Genomic DNA, 20421 nt, shown 5'->3' on the forward strand with positions numbered 1-20421 from the left:
CGGCGCCTGGTAGGAATCATCGGCCCTTGCGAGGGCGGTTCGACCGAATGGCCCGGCGGAAATCCATCGCCGTGCCTGCGCATATGCTGTCCGACCGCGACCCGGTCAACCAACCGCAGAAGCATGAGACTATCGTTTTGGTGAGGACCGATAAAATGGCTTTGGCCACGGAATAAACCCCGACGAGCATCGTCTACGCTTTCGAGACCGATGCGCTGGAGGCTTATGCGTAGACGAGATTGGATGCTGGGTCTGACGGCTTCGGCCCTACTTACCGGCGCAGTCGCGGCCGCCCCCGCCGATGGCTACGCTACCATGATGTCTGTCGCGATGGACCGGATGATGGCGGGCATGATGGTCAAGCCGTCCGGTGACGTCGACCGCGACTTCGTGGCGATGATGCTTCCGCATCATCAGGGTGCCATCGATATGGCGGTGGCGGAGCTGCGCTACGGCCATAACGAGCAGCTCAAGCGCATCGCGCAGGAAATCATCATCGATCAGCAGCAGGAGATCGCCGCCATGAAGCTGGCGATCGGCCAGCCGCTACCGCCTTCGACGCCAGCCCCGACGCAGGGCGGCGACCACCATAGCCCTATGGAGCACTGACATGATCCGGACCATCCTGCGCTCGGCCGCCTTGCTGATGAGCGCCGCACCGGGCCTCGCCATGGCCCAGCAGGCGCCGTGGAACGCTAAGGACATGCCCGTCAGCCACCGCGACCGCGTCTATGCGTCTGAACAATTCTCCAACACGGTGTCGGTGACCGACCCGGCCGACAACCGGCTGCTCGGCGTCATCAAACTCGGCGATCCCCAGCCGATGAACTTCTCCCCGCTCTACAAGGGACAGGTGCTGGTTCACGGCCTGGGCTTCTCGCCGGACGGGAAGACCTTGGCGGTCGTGTCGATCGGATCGAACGCCGTGTCGTGGATCGACACCGCCACCAACACCGTCAAGCACACGACCTATGTCGGGCGCAGTCCGCACGAGGCGTTCTTCACGCCGGACGGCAAGGAGGTGTGGGTCACGGTCCGCGGCGAGGATTATATCGCCGTGCTCGACCCCACGACGTACAAGGAGACGGGGCGCATCAAGACGCCCGGTGGTCCGGGCATGACGATCTTCTCTCCCGATGGCCGGTACGGCTATGTCTGCTCTTCGTTCAATCCGGTATTGGCTGTGTTCGATGTCGCGACCCACGCGCAGGTCGGACAGGTGGCGCAGCCAAGCCCCTTCTGCCCCAACATCGCCGCGACGCCGGACGGCAAGCAAGTGTGGTTTACGCTGAAGGACATCGGCAAGACGGTCGCATTCGATGCTCGGCCACCCTTCGCGATCCTGAAGGTGCTGGATACCGGGCCTATCACGAACCATGTCAATTTCGCCCGCACGGCCAAGGGGCAGTTCGCGTATGTGACGGTCGGCGGAGAGAATGTGGTCAAGGTGTTCCGCACGTCCGACTTCACGCCGGTGGCAACAATTCCGGTCGGCAAGATGCCGCACGGTGTTTGGCCATCGGGCGACGGCCGGCGCGTTTATGTCGGGCTAGAGAATTCCGATGAGCTGGCCGCGATCGACACTGCCGGCAACACGGTCGTCGCTACCGTGCCGGTCGGACAGGCACCGCAGGCGATCGCCTATGTGTCGAACGCAGTTCCGACAGGCCCCGGCACCGACAATCTCCAGCCGCTCGGCACAGCGGGCAAGGCGCTGCATCTGACCATGGGGCCGATTGGCGGCAAAGGTACGGCAAGCAGCATCACCCTCTTCGACCAGGGCATCATTCAGGTCGTGCAGAGTGCCGTTACCGGTTTGCAGCCCAAGAAGCCTTACATGCTCGTACTGACCGCCAATGCGGACGGCAGCGGCGCTGTAGAGCCGCTTGCGAACTTCATGAGCAACCCGGCAGGTGCGGCGATCGTCAACGCATCGGGTCCGATCCGCCAGATCGTTCAGGGCAGCACCGCGACACCCCGGCGCTTTCTGGCGGTTGCGGAGGTGGTGAACGGCGCGCCGGGGCGCATCGTGCAGGTGCAGCGCGACTGAGATGGACCCGCTTGCCGCCGCGATCGAACCGCTGATCCCCGGGCTGCGCCGCTATGCCCGGTCGTGGTTGCGCGACCGGGTGATGGCGGATGACGTGGTGCAGGATTGCCTGGAGCGCGCGGTCGGGCGCTGGCGACAGCGACGGGGTGCGGAGGTCCGCCCGTGGGTCTATGCGATCCTGCACAATTTGTTGGTCGATCATCAGCGGCAGCATAGCCGGCGAGGTACGGCGGTTCCGCTCCACCTCGTGGACGACGCCGCGCTCGGCCGCCCGGCCGATCAGGACACAGGCCTGCACCACCGCGACCTGCTGCGCGCGCTTGATGCGTTGCCTGAAGAACAGCGAACGGTGCTGCTCCTGGTCTCGGTCGAGGGCCTGCCCTATGCGGAGGTCGCTGCCGTAGTCGGCGTGCCGCTGGGCACGGTAATGTCGCGCATATCGCGGGGGCGCGACCGTCTGGCGACCCTCCTCCGGGAGGGTGAACGGCCGCGATTGAGGAGCGTGCAATGACCAGCCCGATCGGCGAGGACGATCTGGCCGCATGGATCGATGGCAGGCTGTCGCCCGAGCGGCAGCGCCTGGTCGACGCCTATCTTGAAGGCCAGCCGGACGTGCATGCCCGTGTGCGAGAGCAGGCGGAGCAGGCGCGAGCCCTTGCATCCCTGTTCGCCCCCGTCGCGGATGAACCGATCCCGGCGACGATGCGCGTGGCAGCGATCAGGGGACGGCAACGGCAACCGCGTTGGCAGCTCGCCATCGCCGCGTCACTTCTGCTGGCGTTGGGGTTTGGCGGTGGCTGGTCGAGCGCGCGGTGGAGCGGCGAACCCCGCGCGGGCATCGCGGCGCTGGCCAACGAGGCGAGTGATAATTTCCGTGTCTATGCCGCCGACCGGATACGACCGGCGGAGATCGGCCCCGACCAGCGCGCCATGCTGATCCGATGGACCTCCGCTCGATTGGGTGAGCGCGTCACGATCCCGGACCTCAGCACGGCCGGCTATCGCTATGGCGGGGGGCGACTGGTCGCGACGCCCCACGGCCCTGCGGCACTGCTCCTCTACGACGGACCGCAAGCGTCGAAACTTGCGGTGCTGACGAGGCCCATGCAGATCGACAAGACCGCGAGCATGACCAGCACGTCCAGCGGGACCATGGGCCGGGTCACATGGGCGGTCGACGGGATCGGCTATAGTGTGGTGGGCGAGCGACCCGCGGCCGAACTGCATCCGATCGCCGATGAAGTCCGGCGTCAGGCAGATGCCGCGCTTGTGTCCTGATAGCGCCTTGCCGCCTCCCGGCGCCGACGGGCACCGGGCGGTCCAGCGCGATCACGGCTTGCGCTCGACATCCTTCCTGTCGGTCTCGGCCGGCGTCAGACGGGCTCGCTCGCGGATGCGGCGTTCCAGCGGCGCGCCGACGAACAGGACGAGCATTGCAAGGCTCACCCCGCCGATGATGAGCGGCCACACCGCCAACCCTGCTGCCGCGCCGATCGTGGCTGTCACCCAGATGCACGCGGCGGTCGCCAATCCATGCACTTCCTGACCCTGGCCGACCCGCAGCACCGCACCGGCACCGATGAAGCCGACGCCGGACAGAATGCCCTGCATCGCCCGTCCTGCGGCATCGGCGTTCACGTTCGGCAAGCCACTATGCACGATCGCCTGAACGGCGATGCAACTCGCCAGACCGACCAGACCCAGCGTCCGCAGGCCCATGATCTGCCGGTTCTCACGCGAGCGTTCCCAGCCGAGCACCATCCCGGCCGCGGTCGCCACCACCAGCCGGCCAATCGCATCGATCCAGAAAGCGACGTCCGGTGCCGCTGATGCTTCGATCATTCGACCAGCACGTGAACGTGATGCCAGGCGGTGCACAGATAGCCGGCGAAATTCCACATCGTATCCGGCCGCTCGGGCTGTCCCTGCCCGGTCTCGTCGAAGGCACGGGCGACAAGGTGCTGGCGTCCCTTGGCAAGTGTGGCGTCAAGGATCCAGCGCCGCCAGCCCCAGCGCGTCTCCGGATCATCGGCGAAGGTCGCCTGTTGCCAGTCGCGACCGCCGTTCACCGACACTTCGATCCGAGAAATACGGCGGTCATAGGCAATGGCATATCCCTCAATCCGCACCTCTCCGGCGGCCAAACTCTCGCCCGCACCGGGCGAGCAGATCGCGGCGTTGAGCGGCATGGCATTGATCGTCAGACCCTGGCTCCAGTCGACGGTGTCGCTCGTCACAGCGGCGGGGAAGAGCTTGTAGTCGTGCGCCTGGATCGGTGCCTCGGAGGGCGTTTCACGCACCTCGATCCGTGTCAGCCATTTGGCGCTGCGGACCCCGGCATAGCCAGGCACCACCATGCGGAGCGGGGCGCCATGTTCGGGCGTCAGCGGCTCGCCATTCATCGCCCAGGCGAGGAGTACGTCGGGCTCCCGCGCCTTGCTCATGGCGATCGATACCCCGAACAAGGCTTCTTCACCCTCCACGTCCACCTCGTCCGCGCCGGTGAACGCCACGAACAGCTCGGACGCATCCGGCGCGCCGACCGCATCGAGCACATCGGCCAAGCGTACGCCGGTCCACTCCGCATTGCCGATCGCGCCTACGTCCCACGGATCGCCGGAGGTGTTGGCGACCTGCTGGAGATCGGTACGCCGGTTGCCGGCGCACTGGAGAACCGCCGTTACCGTGCGCGTGGCAAGCGTGCTCTTCAGTTCCTGCACCGAGAAGAAGCGGCTCGCCATGCCCCTCCCGCTCACCTCGATCCGATGATTGGCGGGCAGATCCGGCACCGGCCCGTGGCTGCGCACGTAGAACAGCGCCTGCGGCGTCAGAAACCGCTCGATCAACGCACCGGGCGTCGGCTCGGCATTGTAGGGATCAGAACTGCGCTCGATCATATCGGTCATGGACGATCAAACGTCGCGGGCACGCGTAACGCTTCAAGTCTTCGAGACCATCGCAGACGAAAGGCTGCCGACCATTCCGATATCCAGATTGGAATGACCATATCAAACGGTTGGTCGTATCGATCTAAGTACGCGATATATGCTGCATGACTTTGGAGCAGCTCAGAATATTCGTCGGTGTCGCGGAGCGCGAACACGTCACCAAGGCAGCGGAGGCGCTGAACGTCACGCAGTCTGCTGCCTCCGGGGCGGTTGCGGCCCTCGAAGCGCGCTACGGCGTTCCGCTGTTCCACCGCGTCGGGCGTGGCATCCAGCTTACCGAGGCAGGCCGCGGCTTTCTGGAGGAAGCGCGCGCGGTGCTGGGGCGGGCAGCGCATGCCGAGACGATGCTCGCGGACTATGCCGGGCTCGCGCGTGGTTCGTTGCGGATCGTCGCCAGCCAGACGATCGCGAGCTATTGGTTGCCGGCAAAGCTCGCCGCCTTCCACGAACGCCACCCACAGATCGCGGTCGAGCTGGCGATCGACAACACCGAAGGCGCGGCAGCGCAGGTGTTGAGCGGCGCGGCGGAACTCGGCTTTGTCGAGGGCGAGGTGGACGAACCGGCGCTTGCCCACTGGAATGTCGGGCATGACCCAATGGTGCTGGTCGGCCGCGAGGAAGCCGAACGCATCGACGAGGCCTGGCTGCGCACTACACGCTGGATCGTCCGTGAGCAGGGATCGGGTACGCGCTCGACTTTCGAGGACGTGCTGCGAACGCGCGGGTTTGATCCGGCCCAGCTGACGATAGCGATGACGCTGCCGTCCAACGAGGCGGTGCGCACCGCCGTTGAGGCCGGTGCCGGCGTTGCCGTCTTGTCGCGATTGGTCGTCGCGCGCGCGCTCAAGGCTGGCGATCTCGTCGAGCTGCCGCTCGGGCTGCCCGACCGCGCCTTTCACGCGCTGCGCCACAAGGAACGCTATCGCACCCGCGCGGCCGACGCGCTGACGGATCTCATCAAGGAGCAGGTCGCATGACTGCCGACACGCACTCCGTTCTCAGCGGCCTCAAGCCGCTCAGCCGGCTCGATCACCCCCGCGAGATGATCCGCCAGTTCACGCCCAACTGGTTCGCCGCGACGATGGGCACGGGCATCCTTGCCCTCGCGCTGCCGCAGGTGCCCGGCATCGGGCCTTCGCTTAAACCTGTCGGCGAGGTGTTGTGGTTCTTCAATATCGCGCTCTTCGCGCTGTTCGCCGGCCTCTATGGCGCGCGCTGGGTGATGTTCGGGCACGAGGCGCGGCGCATCTTCGGGCACAACACCGTGTCGATGTTCATCGGGACCATTCCGATGGGGCTGGCGACGATCATCAACGGCTGTCTCGCCTTCGGCATCGCGCGGTTCGGAAATGGCATCGTGCCGGTCGCGCATATCCTGTGGTGGATCGACGTCGCCATGTCGCTCGCCTGCGGCGTGCTGATCCCCTACCTGATGTTTACCCGCCACGAGCACAGCCTGGACGGCATGACCGCCGTATGGCTGCTGCCGGTCGTCGCTGCCGAAGTGGCGGGCGCCAGCGGCGGGCTGCTCGCGCCGCATCTAACCGATCCCCACGCGCAGATAGTGACGCTCGCGACCTCCTATGTGCTGTGGGCCTATTCGGTGCCGGTCGCGTTTGGCATCCTCGCCATCCTCATCCTGCGCATGGCACTCCACAAGTTGCCGCATGAAAGCATGGCGGCATCTTCCTGGCTGGCGCTGGGGCCGATCGGCACGGGTGCTCTGGGCATGCTGGTGCTCGGCGCGGATGCGCCGGCGATCCTCACCGCGCACGGGCTAGCCGGCGTCGGCACCGTCGCGCAGGGGATCGGCGTTGTCGCCGGGCTCTGCCTTTGGGGTTTCGGCCTGTGGTGGCTGGCGCTCGCGACGCTTATCACCATCCGCTACTGGCGCGCGGGCGTGCCGTTCAACCTCGGCTGGTGGGGCTACACCTTCCCGCTCGGCGTCTACACCGTCGCCACCTTCCGCCTCGGCACGACGCTGAACCTTATGTTTTTCGGTATCGTCGGCACGGTGCTGACGGTTGCGCTCGCGGCGATGTGGCTGCTGGTCGGTGCCAAGACGCTAGCCGGTGCATGGCGGGGCAACCTGTTCGTCTCGCCCTGCATCGCCACCCCGAACTGATCCGCCATGATGATCGGATCAGTCGGTCCGATCACTTGCAGAATGCCCCTTCGATCCGCCAGCGTGACTGGCCACAGGAGAGCCTTGTCATGGACAATTTCGACGCCGGGCTGGCGAGTGAGACCAGCCGTCGCCGCTTCCTCAGCCATGCCGCGCTCGGCACCGCCGGCCTTGCCGCCGCGCCGGCACTGGCGCAGCAGCTCGTCGACCTGAAGCTGCCCGGCGGCAATGCCGAGCGGCCGATGACCAGCGCCTTTCCCGGCAAGGGCAGCATGATCCTCCAGCGCGTCCATCCACCCTTGCTGGAGACGCCGATGGAGGTCTTCGACAAGTCGGTGTTCACGCCCAACGACCAGTTCTTCGTCCGCTGGCACTGGGCCGACATACCGACCTCGATCGACGTCGAAAGTTTCCGCCTCAACGTCTTCGGCCACGTCAATCGGCCGCTGTCGATCAGCCTCGCTCAGCTGCTGCGCCTTCCACGGGTCGAGATGGCGGCGGTGAACCAGTGCTCGGGCAACAGCCGCGGGCTGTTCCAGCCGCGCGTCGCCGGCGCGCAATGGGGCAATGGCGCGATGGGCAACGCCAAGTGGCTCGGCGTTCGCCTGCGCGACGTGCTCGACCTCGCCGGGGTCAAGGCAGGCGCGGTGCAGGTGCGCTTCGGCGCTCTCGATCAGCCGGTCGTGGCGGGCGCTCCTGACTTCGAGAAGGCACTCGACATCGACCATGCCCGCGACGGCGAGGTCATGATCGCCTTCGGCATGAACGGCGAGCAACTGCCGCTCCTCAACGGCTTTCCCTGCCGGCTGATCGTGCCGGGCTGGTACTCGACCTATTGGGTCAAGATGCTGAACGCGATCGAGGTACTGCCCGGCCCTGACGACCAGTATTGGATGGCCAAGGCCTACAAGATCCCCGCGACACCCGGCGCGAATGTCGCGCCCGGTGCCAAGGACTTCCCGACCGTACCGATCAATCGCATGATCCCGCGTAGCTGGATGACCAGCCTGCCCGATGGTCAGGCGATCGCCTATGAAGCGTCGATCCCGGTCGGCGGCATCGCAATGGGCGGCGATTGCGGCGTCGCCAAGGTCGATGTGTCGTCGGACGGTGGCCGCACCTGGTACAGGACGACGCTCGGAGCGGACGAGGGCAGGTACAGCTTCCGGCGCTGGGACGGGCGGGTGCCGCTGAGACGTGGGCCTAACCCCATCATGGTGCGCTGCTGGAACACCAACGGTGTCGCTCAGCCGATGAAGCCGATCTGGAATCCCGGCGGGTTCATGCGCGGCAACATTGAAACCACCACCATCATCGCGGCCTGAGGAGCGAGCAAATCATGAAGACTCCGTCTCCCGGCATGATGGCTGCTGGCCTGATCGGCCTGACCGGCATCATCCTCGTCTCGATCGGCGCGCCGAGCAGCCGCAAGGCGCCCGTTCCGATCTCCGAGATGTCTGAGCCGGCACCGGCCGCCAGCGTGTCAGCGCGCGGCTTCTCGCTTGCCTCGACCAGCGTCGACCTGCCGGCCGACGACGCGACCTACCCCGACGGTCCGCACGCCGACGTCATCAATGCCAATTGCACCTCGTGCCACTCAGCCAGCATGGCGCTGACCCAGCCTGCGCTATCGGCGGATCAGTGGAAGGCGACCGTCACCAAGATGCGTGAGGTGTATAAGGCGCCAGTGGCCGAGAAGGACGTCGATGCGATCGTTGCTTATCTCACCGCTATGCCGAGCCAGAAGGTGGCACCCGCGACCGGCAAGGCGCAGGACCCGGACCCCAAAGTGGCTCCTGATGTCTCAGGTGGAACCGGCTAACCGATCTACTTCCATAATCCCGAAATACCATCCCTTGCGAGACACGGGGCCGGAGCAGTGTCGGGCCTTTTTCAACAGCCCCGATCGATTTTGATCCGCAGCCATGTGAGAACGTCTAGCAGGCGTGGCGCGTGTATCAAAACACATTCTCGATTGCGATCGGTCGTGTTAGGCACGTGAGATGAGTTTTGAGAAGGTGCCATGCTGATCGGCTACGCGCGGGTGTCGACCCCCGAACAGGATCTGACGCCGCAGCTCGACGCCCTGCGTGAAGCGGGGTGTGAGCGGACCTTCAGCGACAAGGCGAGCGGTGCGAAGGCGAACCGGATCGGCTTGGCCGAAGCCCTGTCACACGCTCGCGCCGGCGACGTGCTGGTGGTCTGGAAGCTCGACCGGCTCGGCCGAACGATGAAAGGCCTGGTCGACCTTGCGGCGGAGTTGGCGGACCGGGGCATCGGTTTCCGGTCGCTGACGGATGGCATCGATACCGCCGGCACCGCCGGCAAGCTCGTCTTCCACATCATGGCGGCGATGGCGGAGATGGAGCGGGACCTGAACCGCGAGCGCACGACGGCCGCACTGATGGTGGCGAAGCGCGAGGGCAGGGTAGGCGGCCGCAAGACAGTGATGACGCCCAAGCGGCTCGAGGCGGCCCGTAAGCTCCTGGCCTCCGGAATGCCGATGCGCGAGATCGCGCCGGCGATCGGCGTCTCGGTCCCGACGCTCTACCGCCACCTTCCCGCGCCGGAACAAGAGGCGATCAGCGCGGAAGGGGTATAGCACCGACCGGATCAGTCGGCGTCGAACGCGGTTAGAATGGGGCAGGGGCCTTCCGAGCCCGACCCACATTCATGAGCAAGCCGCTGGAGTGATGCGCGGACGCGCTTCAGCTCCTGGATCTTTGCATCCAGCGCCGCGATCCGCTCGTTGGCAAGCTGGCGTGCCCGAGCGCGATCGTCGGTCGCGTCCAGCGCCACCAGTTCTCCGATCTGCTCCAACGTGAAGCCAGCGGCCTGCGCCGATCGGATGAACCGGAGCCGGCGAACATCGTCTGCTGTGTAGCGGCGAATACCGCCATTCGAGCCCGATCCTTCAGGCCTCTCCGGCGTCTCGAGCAACCCTCTGCGCTGATAATAGCGGACCGTTTCTACACCGACGCCGCCCTCGCGCGCGAGCCCCGCAATTGTCACGTCGGCCATGCCTTGACTCCGTACCATGGTACGGCCCCTATATAGGTGTCGCGAACATGGTGGAGAAGAACATGGCGACCGCGGCGCCCAAGAAGGCAACGATCTACCGCATGGTGATGCCGACGCACACCTGCCCCTACGGCTTGAAGGCAAAGGACCTGCTGCACCGACGCGGCTACGAGGTCGAGGACCATTGGCTGACGACGCGCGAGGAAACCGACGCATTCAAAGCCGAGCACGGGGTCAAAACGACACCCCAGACCTTCATCGGTGGCGAGCGGGTAGGCGGCTACGACGATCTGCGCCGGTTTTTCGGCAAGACCGTGGCCGACCCCAAGGCGGTGACCTACCGGCCGGTCGCGGTTGTGTTTGCGATGACGGCATTAATGGCGCTGGCGGCCAGCTATGCCGTGCTCGGCACACCCTTCACGGTACGCGCCGGTGAGTGGTTCATCGCCTTCTCCATGTGTGTGCTGGCGCTGTTGAAGCTCCAGAACGTCGAGAAGTTCGCGACCATGTTCCTCAACTACGACTTGCTCGCGAAGCGCTGGGTGCCATACTCCTATATCTACCCCTACGCGGAAGGCGCGGCGGGCGTGCTGATGGCGGCCGGCGTGTTGACCTGGTTGTCGGTGCCGATCGCGCTGGTGATCGGGACGATCGGGGCGGTCTCGGTCATCAAGGCCGTGTATGTCGACAAGCGCGAGCTGAAATGCGCGTGCGTGGGCGGTGACAGCAATGTGCCGCTGGGCTTCCTGTCGCTCACCGAGAACGTGATGATGGTCGCCATGGCTATCTGGATGGTGCTGGGCGTCGCGCACTGATCTGGTGCAGCGTCCCGGCGCAGCCTAGAAGGGCCGCATGAGCTTCGGCCGCCTCGCCCGCACACTCGCTCTGCTCCTGCTGGGCGCGATGCTGTTCGTGCGGATGGGCCCAATGTGCGAGGCCATCGCGCAGGCTGCTCCGCCTGCGGAGGCGCATGCCGGAATAGCCGATTGCGATCGAGCGCCGCCCACGCCCGTGAAAAAGGCCCCTTCGGTGGACTGCGTAGGAGCCTGCATCGCAACGGCCCTCGACGTTCACACGTCTCCCGCGCCGCAGCTCGCCGTGCGGACGGATCCGCCCGCACCCGAGCCTCATGCCCTTGTTGGTCGCTCGGGCGGTCCTGCACCGCCACCTCCTCGAACCGCCTGATCGACGTGGATTCCGATCAATCAGTGCGTTTGAGGAAAATTACACATGAAGACCATCAAGTTCATCGGCGCGGCTATCGCGCTCGCGCTCGTTCCCGCCACGGCCTTTGCCGCCGCTGACTGCTGCGCGGGGAAGGAGTGCTGCAAGGATGGCGCCGACTGCTGCAAGGACAAGGACGGCGCGAAGAAGGATTGCTGCGCCGACATGAAGGACATGAAGCACGGCGAGCACGCCGGTCACGACATGTCGGGCATGCAGAAGAAGTAAGCTGGGAGGGGAGGCGTTCGCGCCTCCCCTTTTCAATGGCGGGCGAACACCCTGCGGCCGCTCGGCCCGAACGCGATCACGTCATAGGCCTGGGCCTTCATGCCCGGCATTTCCATGCCCGGTGAGCCCATCGGCATCCCGGCGACCGCGAGGCCGGTGACGCCCTTCGGATGCGTGGCCAAGGCGCGCTTCATGTCGGCAATCGGAACGTGCCCTTCGAAGGTCATGCCGTCGATAATGGCAGTGTGACAGGAGGCGAGGTCTTGAGGCACGCCGCGTGCCTTCATGAACGCCGGCCGGTTCGCATCGTCGACGACGCGGACGGCGCGGCCGAACTGCTCCTTCACCTGCTGCGCCCATTTCTCGCAACAGGGGCAACCCGGGTCGCGATGCATCAGGACGGGACCCGCGGCGAGAGCCCCCGCAGGGGTAGCGCACGCCAGCGCGGCGGCGAGAAGGCGAAAGCGATCCATATCTGAGTTCCCGGGTGGCCATCCCCCCGCACGGTGACGGGGGGAGGGACGGTAGTCGATTACTGGGCGCTCTTGCCATGCGCCCGCAGCCAGGCGTTCAACTCGCCGATCTCGCGGGTCTGCTCTGCGATCGTCTTGGTGGCCATCTGGCGAACCTTGGGGTCCTTGGTCTCGCGAAGCACGATACGCGACATGGCGATGCCGCCACGGTGGTGCTCGACCATCTTGCGGACCCACGTCTCGGTGGCATCGGCACCCATCGCCGACATCATCTTCTGATGCATGTCCATCTCGGCCTGCGGGTACGGGTTCGCCGGCGTCGGCCGCATCATCTGCCCGTGGTTCATGCCGGAATGGTCCATGCCCTGCATCTGGGCGACCGCGGGAGCCGCGCCGAGGGCGGTCGCGACGGCCATAATCATCATCTTCTTCATCGTGTCGCTCCTGCGTCAAAACTCCCGCTCAACAGGGATACGGGCTCAAACCGATTAGCCCTCAAGCGATGTTGCTCAGCGGATCGGCTGAAGCGTGTTGACGCCGACGCTCTCGTCGGTTTCGGGGGGCGGGGGAGGCACCTGCTTGTCGCGATAGGAGGGGAGGTCGGGCGCATTGTCGGGCGTGGGGTGCGCCTCAAGCCGGGCGATGTAGCGCTTCATCTGCGCGATCTCGCGGACCTGAGCGTCGATGATCCCGTCCGCGAGTTTCCGCACCTCGGGGTCTTTGATGTGAGCGCGCTCGCTGGTCATGATCGCGATCGAGTGATGCGGGATCATCGCCTTCATATAAGCAACGTCTCCGACCGTCTCCTGGCTGCGGACAAGCCACAAGGCACCGGCGAACACCGCGATCGAGGCCGCCACGATGCCGAGATTGGCCCGTCGGTCGGGATACATGCCCCACATGAAGCCGATCATGATGAGCGCCATCACGGCGCCCATGACGATCGCCATCCACGTCCGGGTCTGACTGTATTCGACATGGGCGAGCGCGTAAGTGTTGAGGTACATGAGCCCGAACATCACGACCGTCGACGTCGCGATCATCGCGGCGAAGCGCCCGTAGCTCATCCCCATACCGCCCTGTTTGGAGCCGGGGTCGTCGTGGTTCATGATGCGCTCTCCTGTGCGGCCCCACCCACTGAAGGATACGCAGCTCTCTAGCGGACCCCTTGAGCTTTTCTGCGACGTCGACGGGGCCAGCGCATGAAGAGCAGGATCGCCCCGGCGACAGCGAACACGAGTCCGCCCGCTGCGAAAGCGTTGAGCCACGGCGTGTTGAACCGCTCGTGCTCGGTCCAATCCATGATGTGAAGCCCCCAGAAGAAGTCGTAGAGCCGCCACGTGCCGGTCCGGACCGATGTCAGCCGCCCCGTCTCGGCGCCCACGTAGATGCGGGTCCCGTCGTCATCGGCGAAGGAAGCACGCCAGGCGGGGAGGGCACCGCGGTACTCGGTGCTGAGGCGCTCGATCCGCTCGACGACGGGCGCCGAACCAGTTTCGCCGCGATACGCCTGCCTTGCGATCAGCGCTGCGGCCGGGCCGTCGACCGGGGGCAGCGGCTTTGCGGTGCGGGCGTCCAGCAAACGCACCTTGCCGTCGCCGAGCTGGGCTTCGACGATCGGCCGCCCCAGCAGCATCCGGTGCTGGAGCTGACGCACCGGCGCTCCGGCCGATGCGAGAAGGGCAGGGACGGGCGCGAAATCCTGAGTGGCGATCAGGGCCGGTTCGACGTTCCGGTCGATCCGGTGATCGCCATGCACGGTGTCGATCGGCAGCAGGCTCATGACGAGCCCGCTGGTGAACCAGACGATCGCCTGCGCCCCGATCAGGAGCGCAAGCCAGCGGTGAACCTTGCTTGCCCCGACATGGAGGCGGAGCCGCGGGCTCAGAACCAGGTCCTCACGCCCGCGACGAAGCTGAAGCCGCCCGTATTGTCACCGCGTGCGCGGGTGAAGCGCGCGGTGTCGCCGAACTGCCGCTCCCACGACACGCCGATGTAGGGCGCGAACTCGCGCCGGCCCTCGTAGCGAAGCCGAAGCCCGGCCTCGAGGTCCGTGAGCCCGGAGCCGGTGCCGGTTTCGGGCACGTCCTGCGCGGAGAAATTGGCCTCCACCCTAGGCTGGAGCACGAACCAGTTGGTGATGCGCTGGTCGTAATAGCCCTCCGCACGGCCAAGCACGTCGCCCTTGTCGGAGAGGAACAATGCGCCCTCCACCTCGAACCAACCGGGGGCCAGCCCCTCGATCCCTACCGTCGCGTAGGTGCGCGAGGGGTTGGGCTTGAAGTCGTAGCGAACGCCCGCCTGAAGGTTCCAGTATGGATCGAGCGCGCGGCTGTAGAGCGCCTGCACCTCGGCCTGTTCGAGCGGCTTGCCGAACGTGCCTTCGCCCTCGCTCTTTAGCGTAAAGCGATTGATGTCGCCCCCGATCCAGGCCTCGCCATCCCAGCGATAGCCGTCGCCACCCTTGCGAGCCTGATATTCGGCGAGATTGAAGAGGATCTGATAGACGGTCATTCCGCCATGCTCGCGGCGTAGATCGTTCTCGCGCGAGCTGGCCATGGCGTCCGCGCCCCAGAAACGATCGGCGAGGTGGTCCCCGGCTGGAGCGGGAGCGGGCTTGTTGCCGGGGGGAAGGTCGGTTCCGACCTTGGCAGCGGGCTGATCGCCGGGCATCGCCATGCCCGGCATCGTGCTCATGTCGTGGCCGGCATGCGGGTCCTGCCCCGCACCTGTCGATGCTGCCATGCCCGGCATAGCAGACATATCGTGCCCGGCGTGCGGGTTCTGGGTGGGCGCAGCCTGCTGCTGACCGCTCATATCCATTCCCTGCATCCCGCTCATGTCATGCCCGGCATGAGGGTCGGCAGCCTGCGTCTTCGCCGGTTGCGCGCGCCGCGGCGCGGTGCGTCGGACGGGAGCCTTACGCTTAGTCGCGGACTTGGCCGCGGCTTTCGCCTTCGGCTTGGCGGCCGGCTTTGCCGGCATCGTCATGCCCGGCATGTTGTGCATGGAATGGTCCATGGTCTGCCCGAATGCGGGTGTCGCAAGGCCGAGCGGCGCCATACCGGCGAGGAGGAGCGACCGGATCACGCCGCGGCCTCCCCGGCCTTGCGGACCTGGACAACGCGCATCATGCCCGCGTGCATGTGGTAGAGCATGTGGCAGTGGAAGGCCCAGTCGCCTTCCTCGCCGGTCACGTCCCAGCTCACCGTGCCTCCCGGCTGCACCAGCACCGTATGCTTTCGGGGGGCATAGGCGCCCTTGCCGGTCACCAGGTCGAAGAAGTGGCCGTGGATGTGGATCGGATGTCCCATCATCGTGTCGTTGATGAGCGTCACCCGTACCCGCTCGCCGTGAAGCAGCGTGATCGGGTCGGGGTTCTCCGACAGCTTCTCGCCGTCGAAGCCCCACATATAGCGCTCCATGTTGCCGGTGAGGTGGAGCTTGATCTCCCGCTCCGGTGCGCGTGTGTCCGGGTTGCGGTCGAGCGCCATCAGGTCGCGATAGGTGAGAACGCGATGCCCGACATTCTCCAGCCCCTGCCCGGGATCGCCGGTCCGATCGACCGGCATCGGCGAGATGGTCTGCACGCCCGGTCCCTTTTTAACCTCGGGGGCATTGCTGAAATCGCGCATGGAATGGCTCATGCCGCCCATGTCCATCCCGCCCATCTGATCGCCGTTCATCGCCGGCATCGTGCCGGAGCCATGGTCCATACCGGCCATGGCGCCGCCCTGAGCCTGGCCGTGGTCCATGCCTGCCATGCCGCCTGCCGCGGTGCCGGCCGCGCCGTGGTTCATTTGGGAATGATCCATACCCGCCATCGCGCCGGTGCCCGCGCCATGCCCCATCGCAGCATGGTCCATGCCGGACATCGAACCCGCAGCGCCGCCCATGGCGCCATGATTCATGCCGCCGTGGTCCATCGTGCCATGATCCATGCCGCCCATGCCCATGTCCTTCATGGTCGCGAGCGGGCGCTTGCGGAGCGGGGGCACCTCGGCCGCCATGCCCTCGCGCGGAGCGAGCGTCGCGCGGGCCATGCCGGAGCGATCGATGCTCTCACCGACCAGCGTATAGGCGCGCAGGTCGGGCGGGGTGACGATCGCGTCATAGGTCTCGGCCGGGCCGAACTGGAACTCGTCGATCTCGACCGGGCGCACGTTCAAGCCGTCGGCCGCGACGATCGTCATCGGCAGGCCCGGAATGCGGACGTTGAAGGTGGTCATCGACGAGGCGTTGATGAAGCGCAGCCGCACCCGCTCGCCGGGGCGGAATAGCGCGGTCCAATTGTCCTTGGGGCCGTAGCCGTTGACCAGGTAGGTGTAGACCGAGCCCGTGACGTCGGCGACGTCGGCGGGGTCCATCCGCATCTTGCCCCACTCCAACCGCTCTTTCAGCGACTGATCCTTGCCGGCGAGAAGCCCGGCCAGGGTCTGGCGCTGGCGGTTGAAGTAGCCCGACTCCTTCTTCAACCGATCGAAGAGGTAGTGCGGGTGGTGGAAGCTGTGGTCGGACAGCACGATCACGTGCTCCCGGTCGAACTTCACCGGATCGGGGTTCTTCGGGTCGATCAGGATCGGGCCGTAATGCCCCTCCTGCTCCTGAAGCCCCGAATGGCTATGGTACCAGTAGGTGCCGCTCTGGATGATCGGGAACTCGTAGGTGAACGTCGATCGCGCCGGAATGCCGGGGAAGGCGATCCCGGGAACCCCGTCCATCTGGAAGGGGAGAAGCAGCCCGTGCCAGTGGATCGAGGTTTCCTCGTCGAGCTCATTGACGACGTGGAGGCGGACGTTCTGCCCCTCGCGCAAGCGGATGAGCGGAGCGGGCACGGTGCCGTTGATGCCGATGGCGTGGCTCTGCCGCCCGTCGATCATCATCATCTGATGCGCGACCTTGAGCGTGATGTCCTCGCCCGACACCGTGGGCAACGGCTTGGCGATGCCGGCCGAGACGGGCTGTGCCCATGCCGGCATATAGGCCGACAAGGCGAGGCCGCCGCCTGCCAGACTGGCACCGCGCAGCACCTGGCGGCGGTCGAGAACGCGCGACATGCAAGCTCCTAAGAATGGGGCCGTGAAGGGCCGTCGACCCTTCTACGCGGCCGATCTGTCCAACCCTCAGCGGTTCCCTAGTTTTTCGAGCAGCCGCGCCCGCGCGCGATAAAGGCGAGTTTCCACCGCCTTCTGGCTGATCCCCAGCACCTCGGCCGTTTCGGCCTGGCTCAGCCCTTCGATCGTCCGAAGTACCAGAGGCTCCTTCAGGTTAGCCGGCAGGGTCGAGATGGCGCGCGTCACGCGGTCGAGTTCCTGCCGATCGCCGGCTGCGTCGTCGATCGGCACCTGTTCGTCGACGATGCTCTGGACCTGTTCGTCGTTCGGCAGCGCGAACGACAGAAACCGGCGCACGGCACGCTTACGCGCCCAATCGCGGCATTTGTTGACGGCGATGGTCGTTAGCCACGCCTGCATCGATCGGTTGGGGTCGTAGCGCGACAAGGCCTGATGCGCGGCCACAAACGCTTCCTGCGTCACGTCCAGCGCTTCGTCGGCATCGCCGAGGAAGGCGCGCGAAAGCCGGAACATCGGCTGCCGATAGCGTCGCACGATCTCGGCGAAAGCGGCTTGTCGGCCGGCGATGCTGAGCGTCGCCAGTTCGCCATCCGACAGCGCGGTCCAATCGAGGCTCACCCCTGGCCGTCGGTGAGCGCCTTCACCACCGCGTCATCGAATTGAGAGGTCTGATCGGGCCGGAGAAGCTGACGCATGGCGAAGATGTGCGCCAGCGTCGCCTTCTGCAGCTCGCCCATCGCGGCATGGCTCTGGTCGACCGCGGCGGCCACTCGCGGACCATTGCCGTGCTCGGCCTCGATCGCCTCGGCAAGGCGGGCATTGGCGGCACGCATCTCCAGCTCGAGGGCGCGGCGTTGCACCGCGAACCGGTCTTCGAGCACCTTCAATCGGGCCTGCTGGTCGCCATCGAGCGCGAGCTTGTGGTGCAGCACCTCGTGGAGCGCCGCACCGGGTTGCTTGGGCTGCGGCAGCAGCGCGCGCCCGATAAAGACACCACCAATCGCTGCCAGGAAGGCGAGCAAGGCGCACAGGACAACCCGCTTGGTCGAGGTCATGGCTCGCCGATCAGCAACGCGGAAGGAGCGAGGGGGGAGGCTCCGCCGAGCGGCGCGAGCGAGACGGCAGGGCTTGCCGTCGCGGGCAGCTCGGCACCGACGATCCCGACACCGAGCGCCGCGGCGGTTATCACACCGATCCCGAGCCCGGCTCCGCGCACGGCGGGGCGGCTGCCGATCCGTCTGAGGACTTGGTCCTCGATACCCTCCAAAGCGGCCGGGGCGGGTGCGCCCGCTAGTCGCGCCAATGCTCTGTCTAGATCGTCCATGCTTTCCACTCCACCCCTCTATCATCGGATACGCATCGCTGCCCATCATCCCTCAACCGCCGGTGAGGGGTCGGGCAGCGCGCCGCGTAGAAGGGTGCACGAACCTCGTCGGAGTACCCCATGCGTAGTCTCGCCCTTCCTGCCGCCCTCACTCTCCTGAGCCTCGCCAGTGCGGCGCAGGCTCACCCGAAGCTCGTTGTGGCCTCACCCGCGCCCAACGCGACCGTTGCCAAGCCCGCGCGTGTCGCTTTGCAGTTCAGCGAGAGGCTGATGCCGAAATTCTCCGGTGCGGACTTGATGATGACGGGCCATGGCGGCACCACGCACCCACCGATGAAGGTTGCAACCACCACCCAGGTTGCACCCGATGGCCGAACGCTGGTCGTGGTGCCCAAGTCGCCGCTCGGCGCGGGCCGCTACAGCGTCGCATGGCACGTCGTCTCGGCCGACACGCATCGGGTGTCGGGCAACTTCGCCTTCGCGGTGAAGTAAGGTGGATGCCGACTGGCCGTTGATCGGGGTCCGCTTCGCGCTTTATGCGACGTTGAGCGGGCTGTTCGGCCTGTCGGCGTTCAGCCTCTACGGGCTCAAGGCCGGGGAGCGCGCAGACGCACTCGCCTTGCGCCCTTGGCTGGTGGGGACCGGGCTGCTCGGCCTTCTGTTTTCAGGCATTGCGCTCGTCCTGCTCGCCGCGGCAATGGCTGGAGCGCCGCCGTGGCCGATCGATCGGGAAGCGATCGGAATGCTGATCACCGGCTCCGCGACGGGCACGGCGTGGGAAGCGCGCATGGTCGCGCTGATTGTGGCCGTGATCGCCGCGCTGATCGCGGCAGGACGTACCGCGCCGCTCGGCATGGTGGCGCTCGCGGCGGGCATTGCGCTCGCGACGCTCGCCTGGACAGGCCATGGCGCGATGGATGAGGGCGCGACGGGCTGGGTCCATCTGCTGGCCGATATTCTGCATCTGTTGGCGGCCGGAGCCTGGGTCGGCGCACTGCTCGGGTTGACGCTGCTCGTGGTGCGACCGGCAGTTCGCGTCGACGTCGCGCATCTCAGACTGACCCACCGGGCGTTGCACGGCTTCGGTCTGGTCGGCACGCTCGTGGTCGGCACGATCGTTGTGACGGGCCTGGTCAATGGCTGGCTGCTGGTCGGTGCCGGCAATTTACCGAGACTTCTGACCACCCTTTACGGCCAGCTCCTCCTCGCCAAGCTGGTACTGTTCGGCGCGATGCTGGGGCTGGCCTCCCTCAATCGTTTCCGGCTGACGCCGGTTTTCGAGCGCTCGGTTGCCGCGGGCGATCATCGGGCCGCGCTTGGTGCTCTGTGGCGCAGCCTCGCGATCGAGGCGAGCTGTGCCGTCACGATCCTGGCGCTGGTCGCCTGGCTGGGGATGCTCGAGCCCCCCGCAACGGCGATGTGAGGAGCGGGCGGCAGATCGCCACCCGCCCGTCACCGATCAGGCGGCCATCTTCTCGCATGCGTCGGCACAACGCTCGCACGCGGCGACGCACTCTTCCATGCCGTCGAGCCCCCGGCAGCTCTCCGCGCAAGCCCGGCAGATCTGAGCGCAGATGCCGCATACGACCTTATGCTGGTCGGACCCGCGGGCCATGAAGTCGAGTGAGGTGGCGCAAATCTGCGCGCAGTCGAGCATGATCTTGATGTGGTCGGGCGCGGCATGTGCGCCGCCCACCTGAAGGCAATGCTGCGTGGTCATCGAAAGGCAGGTGACGTGACAGTGGTGACAGGCGTCCATGCAAGCCTGCATCTCCGCGCTCATCTGATGGTGCATCGGTCATTCTCCGCGTGAGCCCCCGCCCACTGAGGAGTACGCACGGCGCCGGCTCGTCCCTCAGCCGGGTGCCTTCATTCGTCACCTTTAGCCTGATCCTTCATCGGCTTCGGCGCAGGCCCCCGCTTCACTGTTTCACGCCAGGGCCGCGTAGGAGA

26 protein-coding genes and 1 riboswitch are annotated in these 20421 nt (G+C 66.2%); of the genes, 13 read left to right on the forward strand and 13 right to left on the reverse strand.

All coding sequences use genetic code 11. The annotated features are described in order from the left end of the window. Positions 1-3 precede the first annotated feature (3 nt). Positions 4-80: riboswitch (Fluoride riboswitch) on the reverse strand. A gap of 163 nt (positions 81-243) precedes the next feature. From B7L05_RS08345 to B7L05_RS08360, 4 genes are read left to right on the forward strand one after another with little or no spacing between them, the layout of a single operon-like run. After that, positions 244-609, forward strand: a complete 366-nt coding sequence (locus B7L05_RS08345; protein WP_219994278.1) for a DUF305 domain-containing protein — start codon at positions 244-246, stop codon at positions 607-609. Between the two features lies 1 nt (position 610). Beyond that, the gene (locus tag B7L05_RS08350; RefSeq protein WP_007406255.1) at positions 611-2050 is read left to right on the forward strand and encodes a YncE family protein; all 1440 of its coding nucleotides are present in this window, start codon (positions 611-613) and stop codon (positions 2048-2050) included. Position 2051: 1 nt separating this feature from the next. After that, positions 2052-2561, forward strand: coding sequence for an RNA polymerase sigma factor (locus B7L05_RS08355; RefSeq protein WP_007406239.1), 510 nt, complete (start codon positions 2052-2054; stop codon positions 2559-2561). After that, positions 2558-3328, forward strand: a complete 771-nt coding sequence (locus B7L05_RS08360; RefSeq protein ID WP_007406229.1) for an anti-sigma factor — start codon at positions 2558-2560, stop codon at positions 3326-3328. Before B7L05_RS08355 ends, B7L05_RS08360 begins: the two co-directional genes overlap by 4 nt. Before the next feature lie 51 nt (positions 3329-3379). On the opposite strand, the gene B7L05_RS08365 is transcribed toward B7L05_RS08360, so the two are convergent. Then, complete coding sequence (locus B7L05_RS08365; RefSeq protein WP_179510735.1) at positions 3380-3928, reverse strand: MgtC/SapB family protein; 549 nt, start codon at positions 3926-3928, stop codon at positions 3380-3382. After that, entirely contained in the window at positions 3889-4956 is a 1068-nt protein-coding gene (locus tag B7L05_RS08370; RefSeq protein WP_085809862.1) for a molybdopterin-dependent oxidoreductase, read from the reverse strand. Before B7L05_RS08370 ends, B7L05_RS08365 begins: the two co-directional genes overlap by 40 nt. 146 nt (positions 4957-5102) lie before the next feature. Here B7L05_RS08370 and B7L05_RS08375 point away from each other — a divergent pair, with 146 nt between their 5' ends. From B7L05_RS08375 to B7L05_RS08395, 5 genes are all read left to right on the forward strand, one after another. Further along, the gene (locus B7L05_RS08375; protein ID WP_007406272.1) at positions 5103-5975 is read left to right on the forward strand and encodes a LysR family transcriptional regulator; all 873 of its coding nucleotides are present in this window, start codon (positions 5103-5105) and stop codon (positions 5973-5975) included. Continuing rightward, on the forward strand, positions 5972-7123 hold the full coding sequence (locus B7L05_RS08380; protein WP_007406242.1) for a TDT family transporter: 1152 nt from the start codon (positions 5972-5974) through the stop codon (positions 7121-7123). The genes B7L05_RS08375 and B7L05_RS08380 overlap by 4 nt, the downstream gene beginning before the upstream one ends. Before the next feature lie 89 nt (positions 7124-7212). Continuing rightward, the gene (locus B7L05_RS08385; protein ID WP_007406293.1) at positions 7213-8448 is read left to right on the forward strand and encodes a molybdopterin-dependent oxidoreductase; all 1236 of its coding nucleotides are present in this window, start codon (positions 7213-7215) and stop codon (positions 8446-8448) included. Positions 8449-8462: 14 nt separating this feature from the next. Continuing rightward, entirely contained in the window at positions 8463-8945 is a 483-nt protein-coding gene (locus tag B7L05_RS08390) for a cytochrome c (protein ID WP_007406258.1), read from the forward strand. A gap of 201 nt (positions 8946-9146) precedes the next feature. Further along, complete coding sequence (locus B7L05_RS08395; RefSeq protein WP_085809863.1) at positions 9147-9725, forward strand: recombinase family protein; 579 nt, start codon at positions 9147-9149, stop codon at positions 9723-9725. Positions 9726-9736: 11 nt separating this feature from the next. Here the strand turns inward: B7L05_RS08395 and B7L05_RS08400 are convergent, their stop codons facing one another. Continuing rightward, positions 9737-10144: a MerR family DNA-binding protein gene (locus B7L05_RS08400; RefSeq protein WP_041043303.1), complete on the reverse strand. Its 408-nt coding sequence runs from the start codon at positions 10142-10144 to the stop codon at positions 9737-9739. 62 nt (positions 10145-10206) lie between these two features. On the opposite strand from B7L05_RS08400, the gene B7L05_RS08405 reads away from it, so the two are divergent. Together B7L05_RS08405 and B7L05_RS08410 are read left to right on the forward strand one after the other, a co-directional pair. After that, a complete protein-coding gene (locus tag B7L05_RS08405) occupies positions 10207-10959 on the forward strand; it encodes a MauE/DoxX family redox-associated membrane protein (RefSeq protein ID WP_041043302.1) in 753 nt (250 codons plus the stop codon). Positions 10960-11374: 415 nt separating this feature from the next. Then, positions 11375-11596: a hypothetical protein gene (locus B7L05_RS08410; protein WP_058733717.1), complete on the forward strand. Its 222-nt coding sequence runs from the start codon at positions 11375-11377 to the stop codon at positions 11594-11596. 32 nt (positions 11597-11628) lie between these two features. On the opposite strand, the gene B7L05_RS08415 is transcribed toward B7L05_RS08410, so the two are convergent. From B7L05_RS08415 to B7L05_RS08455, 9 genes are all read right to left on the reverse strand, one after another. Beyond that, positions 11629-12069: a DUF411 domain-containing protein gene (locus tag B7L05_RS08415; protein WP_058733718.1), complete on the reverse strand. Its 441-nt coding sequence runs from the start codon at positions 12067-12069 to the stop codon at positions 11629-11631. Between the two features lie 59 nt (positions 12070-12128). Beyond that, entirely contained in the window at positions 12129-12503 is a 375-nt protein-coding gene (locus B7L05_RS08420; RefSeq protein WP_174236673.1) for a DUF305 domain-containing protein, read from the reverse strand. 75 nt (positions 12504-12578) lie between these two features. Then, positions 12579-13178 carry a DUF305 domain-containing protein gene (locus tag B7L05_RS08425; protein ID WP_201279660.1) on the reverse strand — a complete coding sequence of 200 codons (600 nt, stop codon included), beginning with the start codon at positions 13176-13178 and terminating at the stop codon, positions 12579-12581. A 47-nt stretch (positions 13179-13225) separates the two neighbouring features. Further along, positions 13226-13963, reverse strand: coding sequence for a PepSY domain-containing protein (locus tag B7L05_RS08430; protein WP_052490783.1), 738 nt, complete (start codon positions 13961-13963; stop codon positions 13226-13228). After that, on the reverse strand, positions 13954-15132 hold the full coding sequence (locus B7L05_RS08435; RefSeq protein ID WP_174236674.1) for a copper resistance protein B: 1179 nt from the start codon (positions 15130-15132) through the stop codon (positions 13954-13956). Before B7L05_RS08435 ends, B7L05_RS08430 begins: the two co-directional genes overlap by 10 nt. A gap of 23 nt (positions 15133-15155) precedes the next feature. Further along, complete coding sequence (locus B7L05_RS08440; protein ID WP_058733720.1) at positions 15156-17126, reverse strand: copper resistance system multicopper oxidase; 1971 nt, start codon at positions 17124-17126, stop codon at positions 15156-15158. Between the two features lie 66 nt (positions 17127-17192). Further along, positions 17193-17762 (reverse strand): RNA polymerase sigma factor, encoded by a 570-nt coding sequence (locus tag B7L05_RS08445; RefSeq protein WP_041043254.1) that lies wholly within the window; start codon positions 17760-17762, stop codon positions 17193-17195. Continuing rightward, entirely contained in the window at positions 17759-18199 is a 441-nt protein-coding gene (locus tag B7L05_RS08450) for a periplasmic heavy metal sensor (protein ID WP_041043253.1), read from the reverse strand. The genes B7L05_RS08445 and B7L05_RS08450 overlap by 4 nt, the downstream gene beginning before the upstream one ends. Further along, entirely contained in the window at positions 18196-18468 is a 273-nt protein-coding gene (locus B7L05_RS08455; RefSeq protein ID WP_041043252.1) for a hypothetical protein, read from the reverse strand. The genes B7L05_RS08450 and B7L05_RS08455 overlap by 4 nt, the downstream gene beginning before the upstream one ends. A gap of 120 nt (positions 18469-18588) precedes the next feature. On the opposite strand from B7L05_RS08455, the gene copC reads away from it, so the two are divergent. Then, positions 18589-18960: a copper homeostasis periplasmic binding protein CopC gene (gene copC, locus B7L05_RS08460; RefSeq protein WP_041043251.1), complete on the forward strand. Its 372-nt coding sequence runs from the start codon at positions 18589-18591 to the stop codon at positions 18958-18960. Position 18961: 1 nt separating this feature from the next. Continuing rightward, positions 18962-19891 (forward strand): copper homeostasis membrane protein CopD, encoded by a 930-nt coding sequence (gene copD, locus B7L05_RS08465; RefSeq protein WP_066779366.1) that lies wholly within the window; start codon positions 18962-18964, stop codon positions 19889-19891. Between the two features lie 36 nt (positions 19892-19927). On the opposite strand, the gene B7L05_RS08470 is transcribed toward copD, so the two are convergent. Beyond that, positions 19928-20263, reverse strand: a complete 336-nt coding sequence (locus B7L05_RS08470) for a four-helix bundle copper-binding protein (RefSeq protein ID WP_085809864.1) — start codon at positions 20261-20263, stop codon at positions 19928-19930. Between the last annotated feature and the right edge of the window lie 158 nt (positions 20264-20421).

Origin of the sequence: Sphingomonas sp. TZW2008, assembly GCF_002117915.1 — a bacterium.
Lineage (GTDB): Bacteria > Pseudomonadota > Alphaproteobacteria > Sphingomonadales > Sphingomonadaceae > Sphingomonas.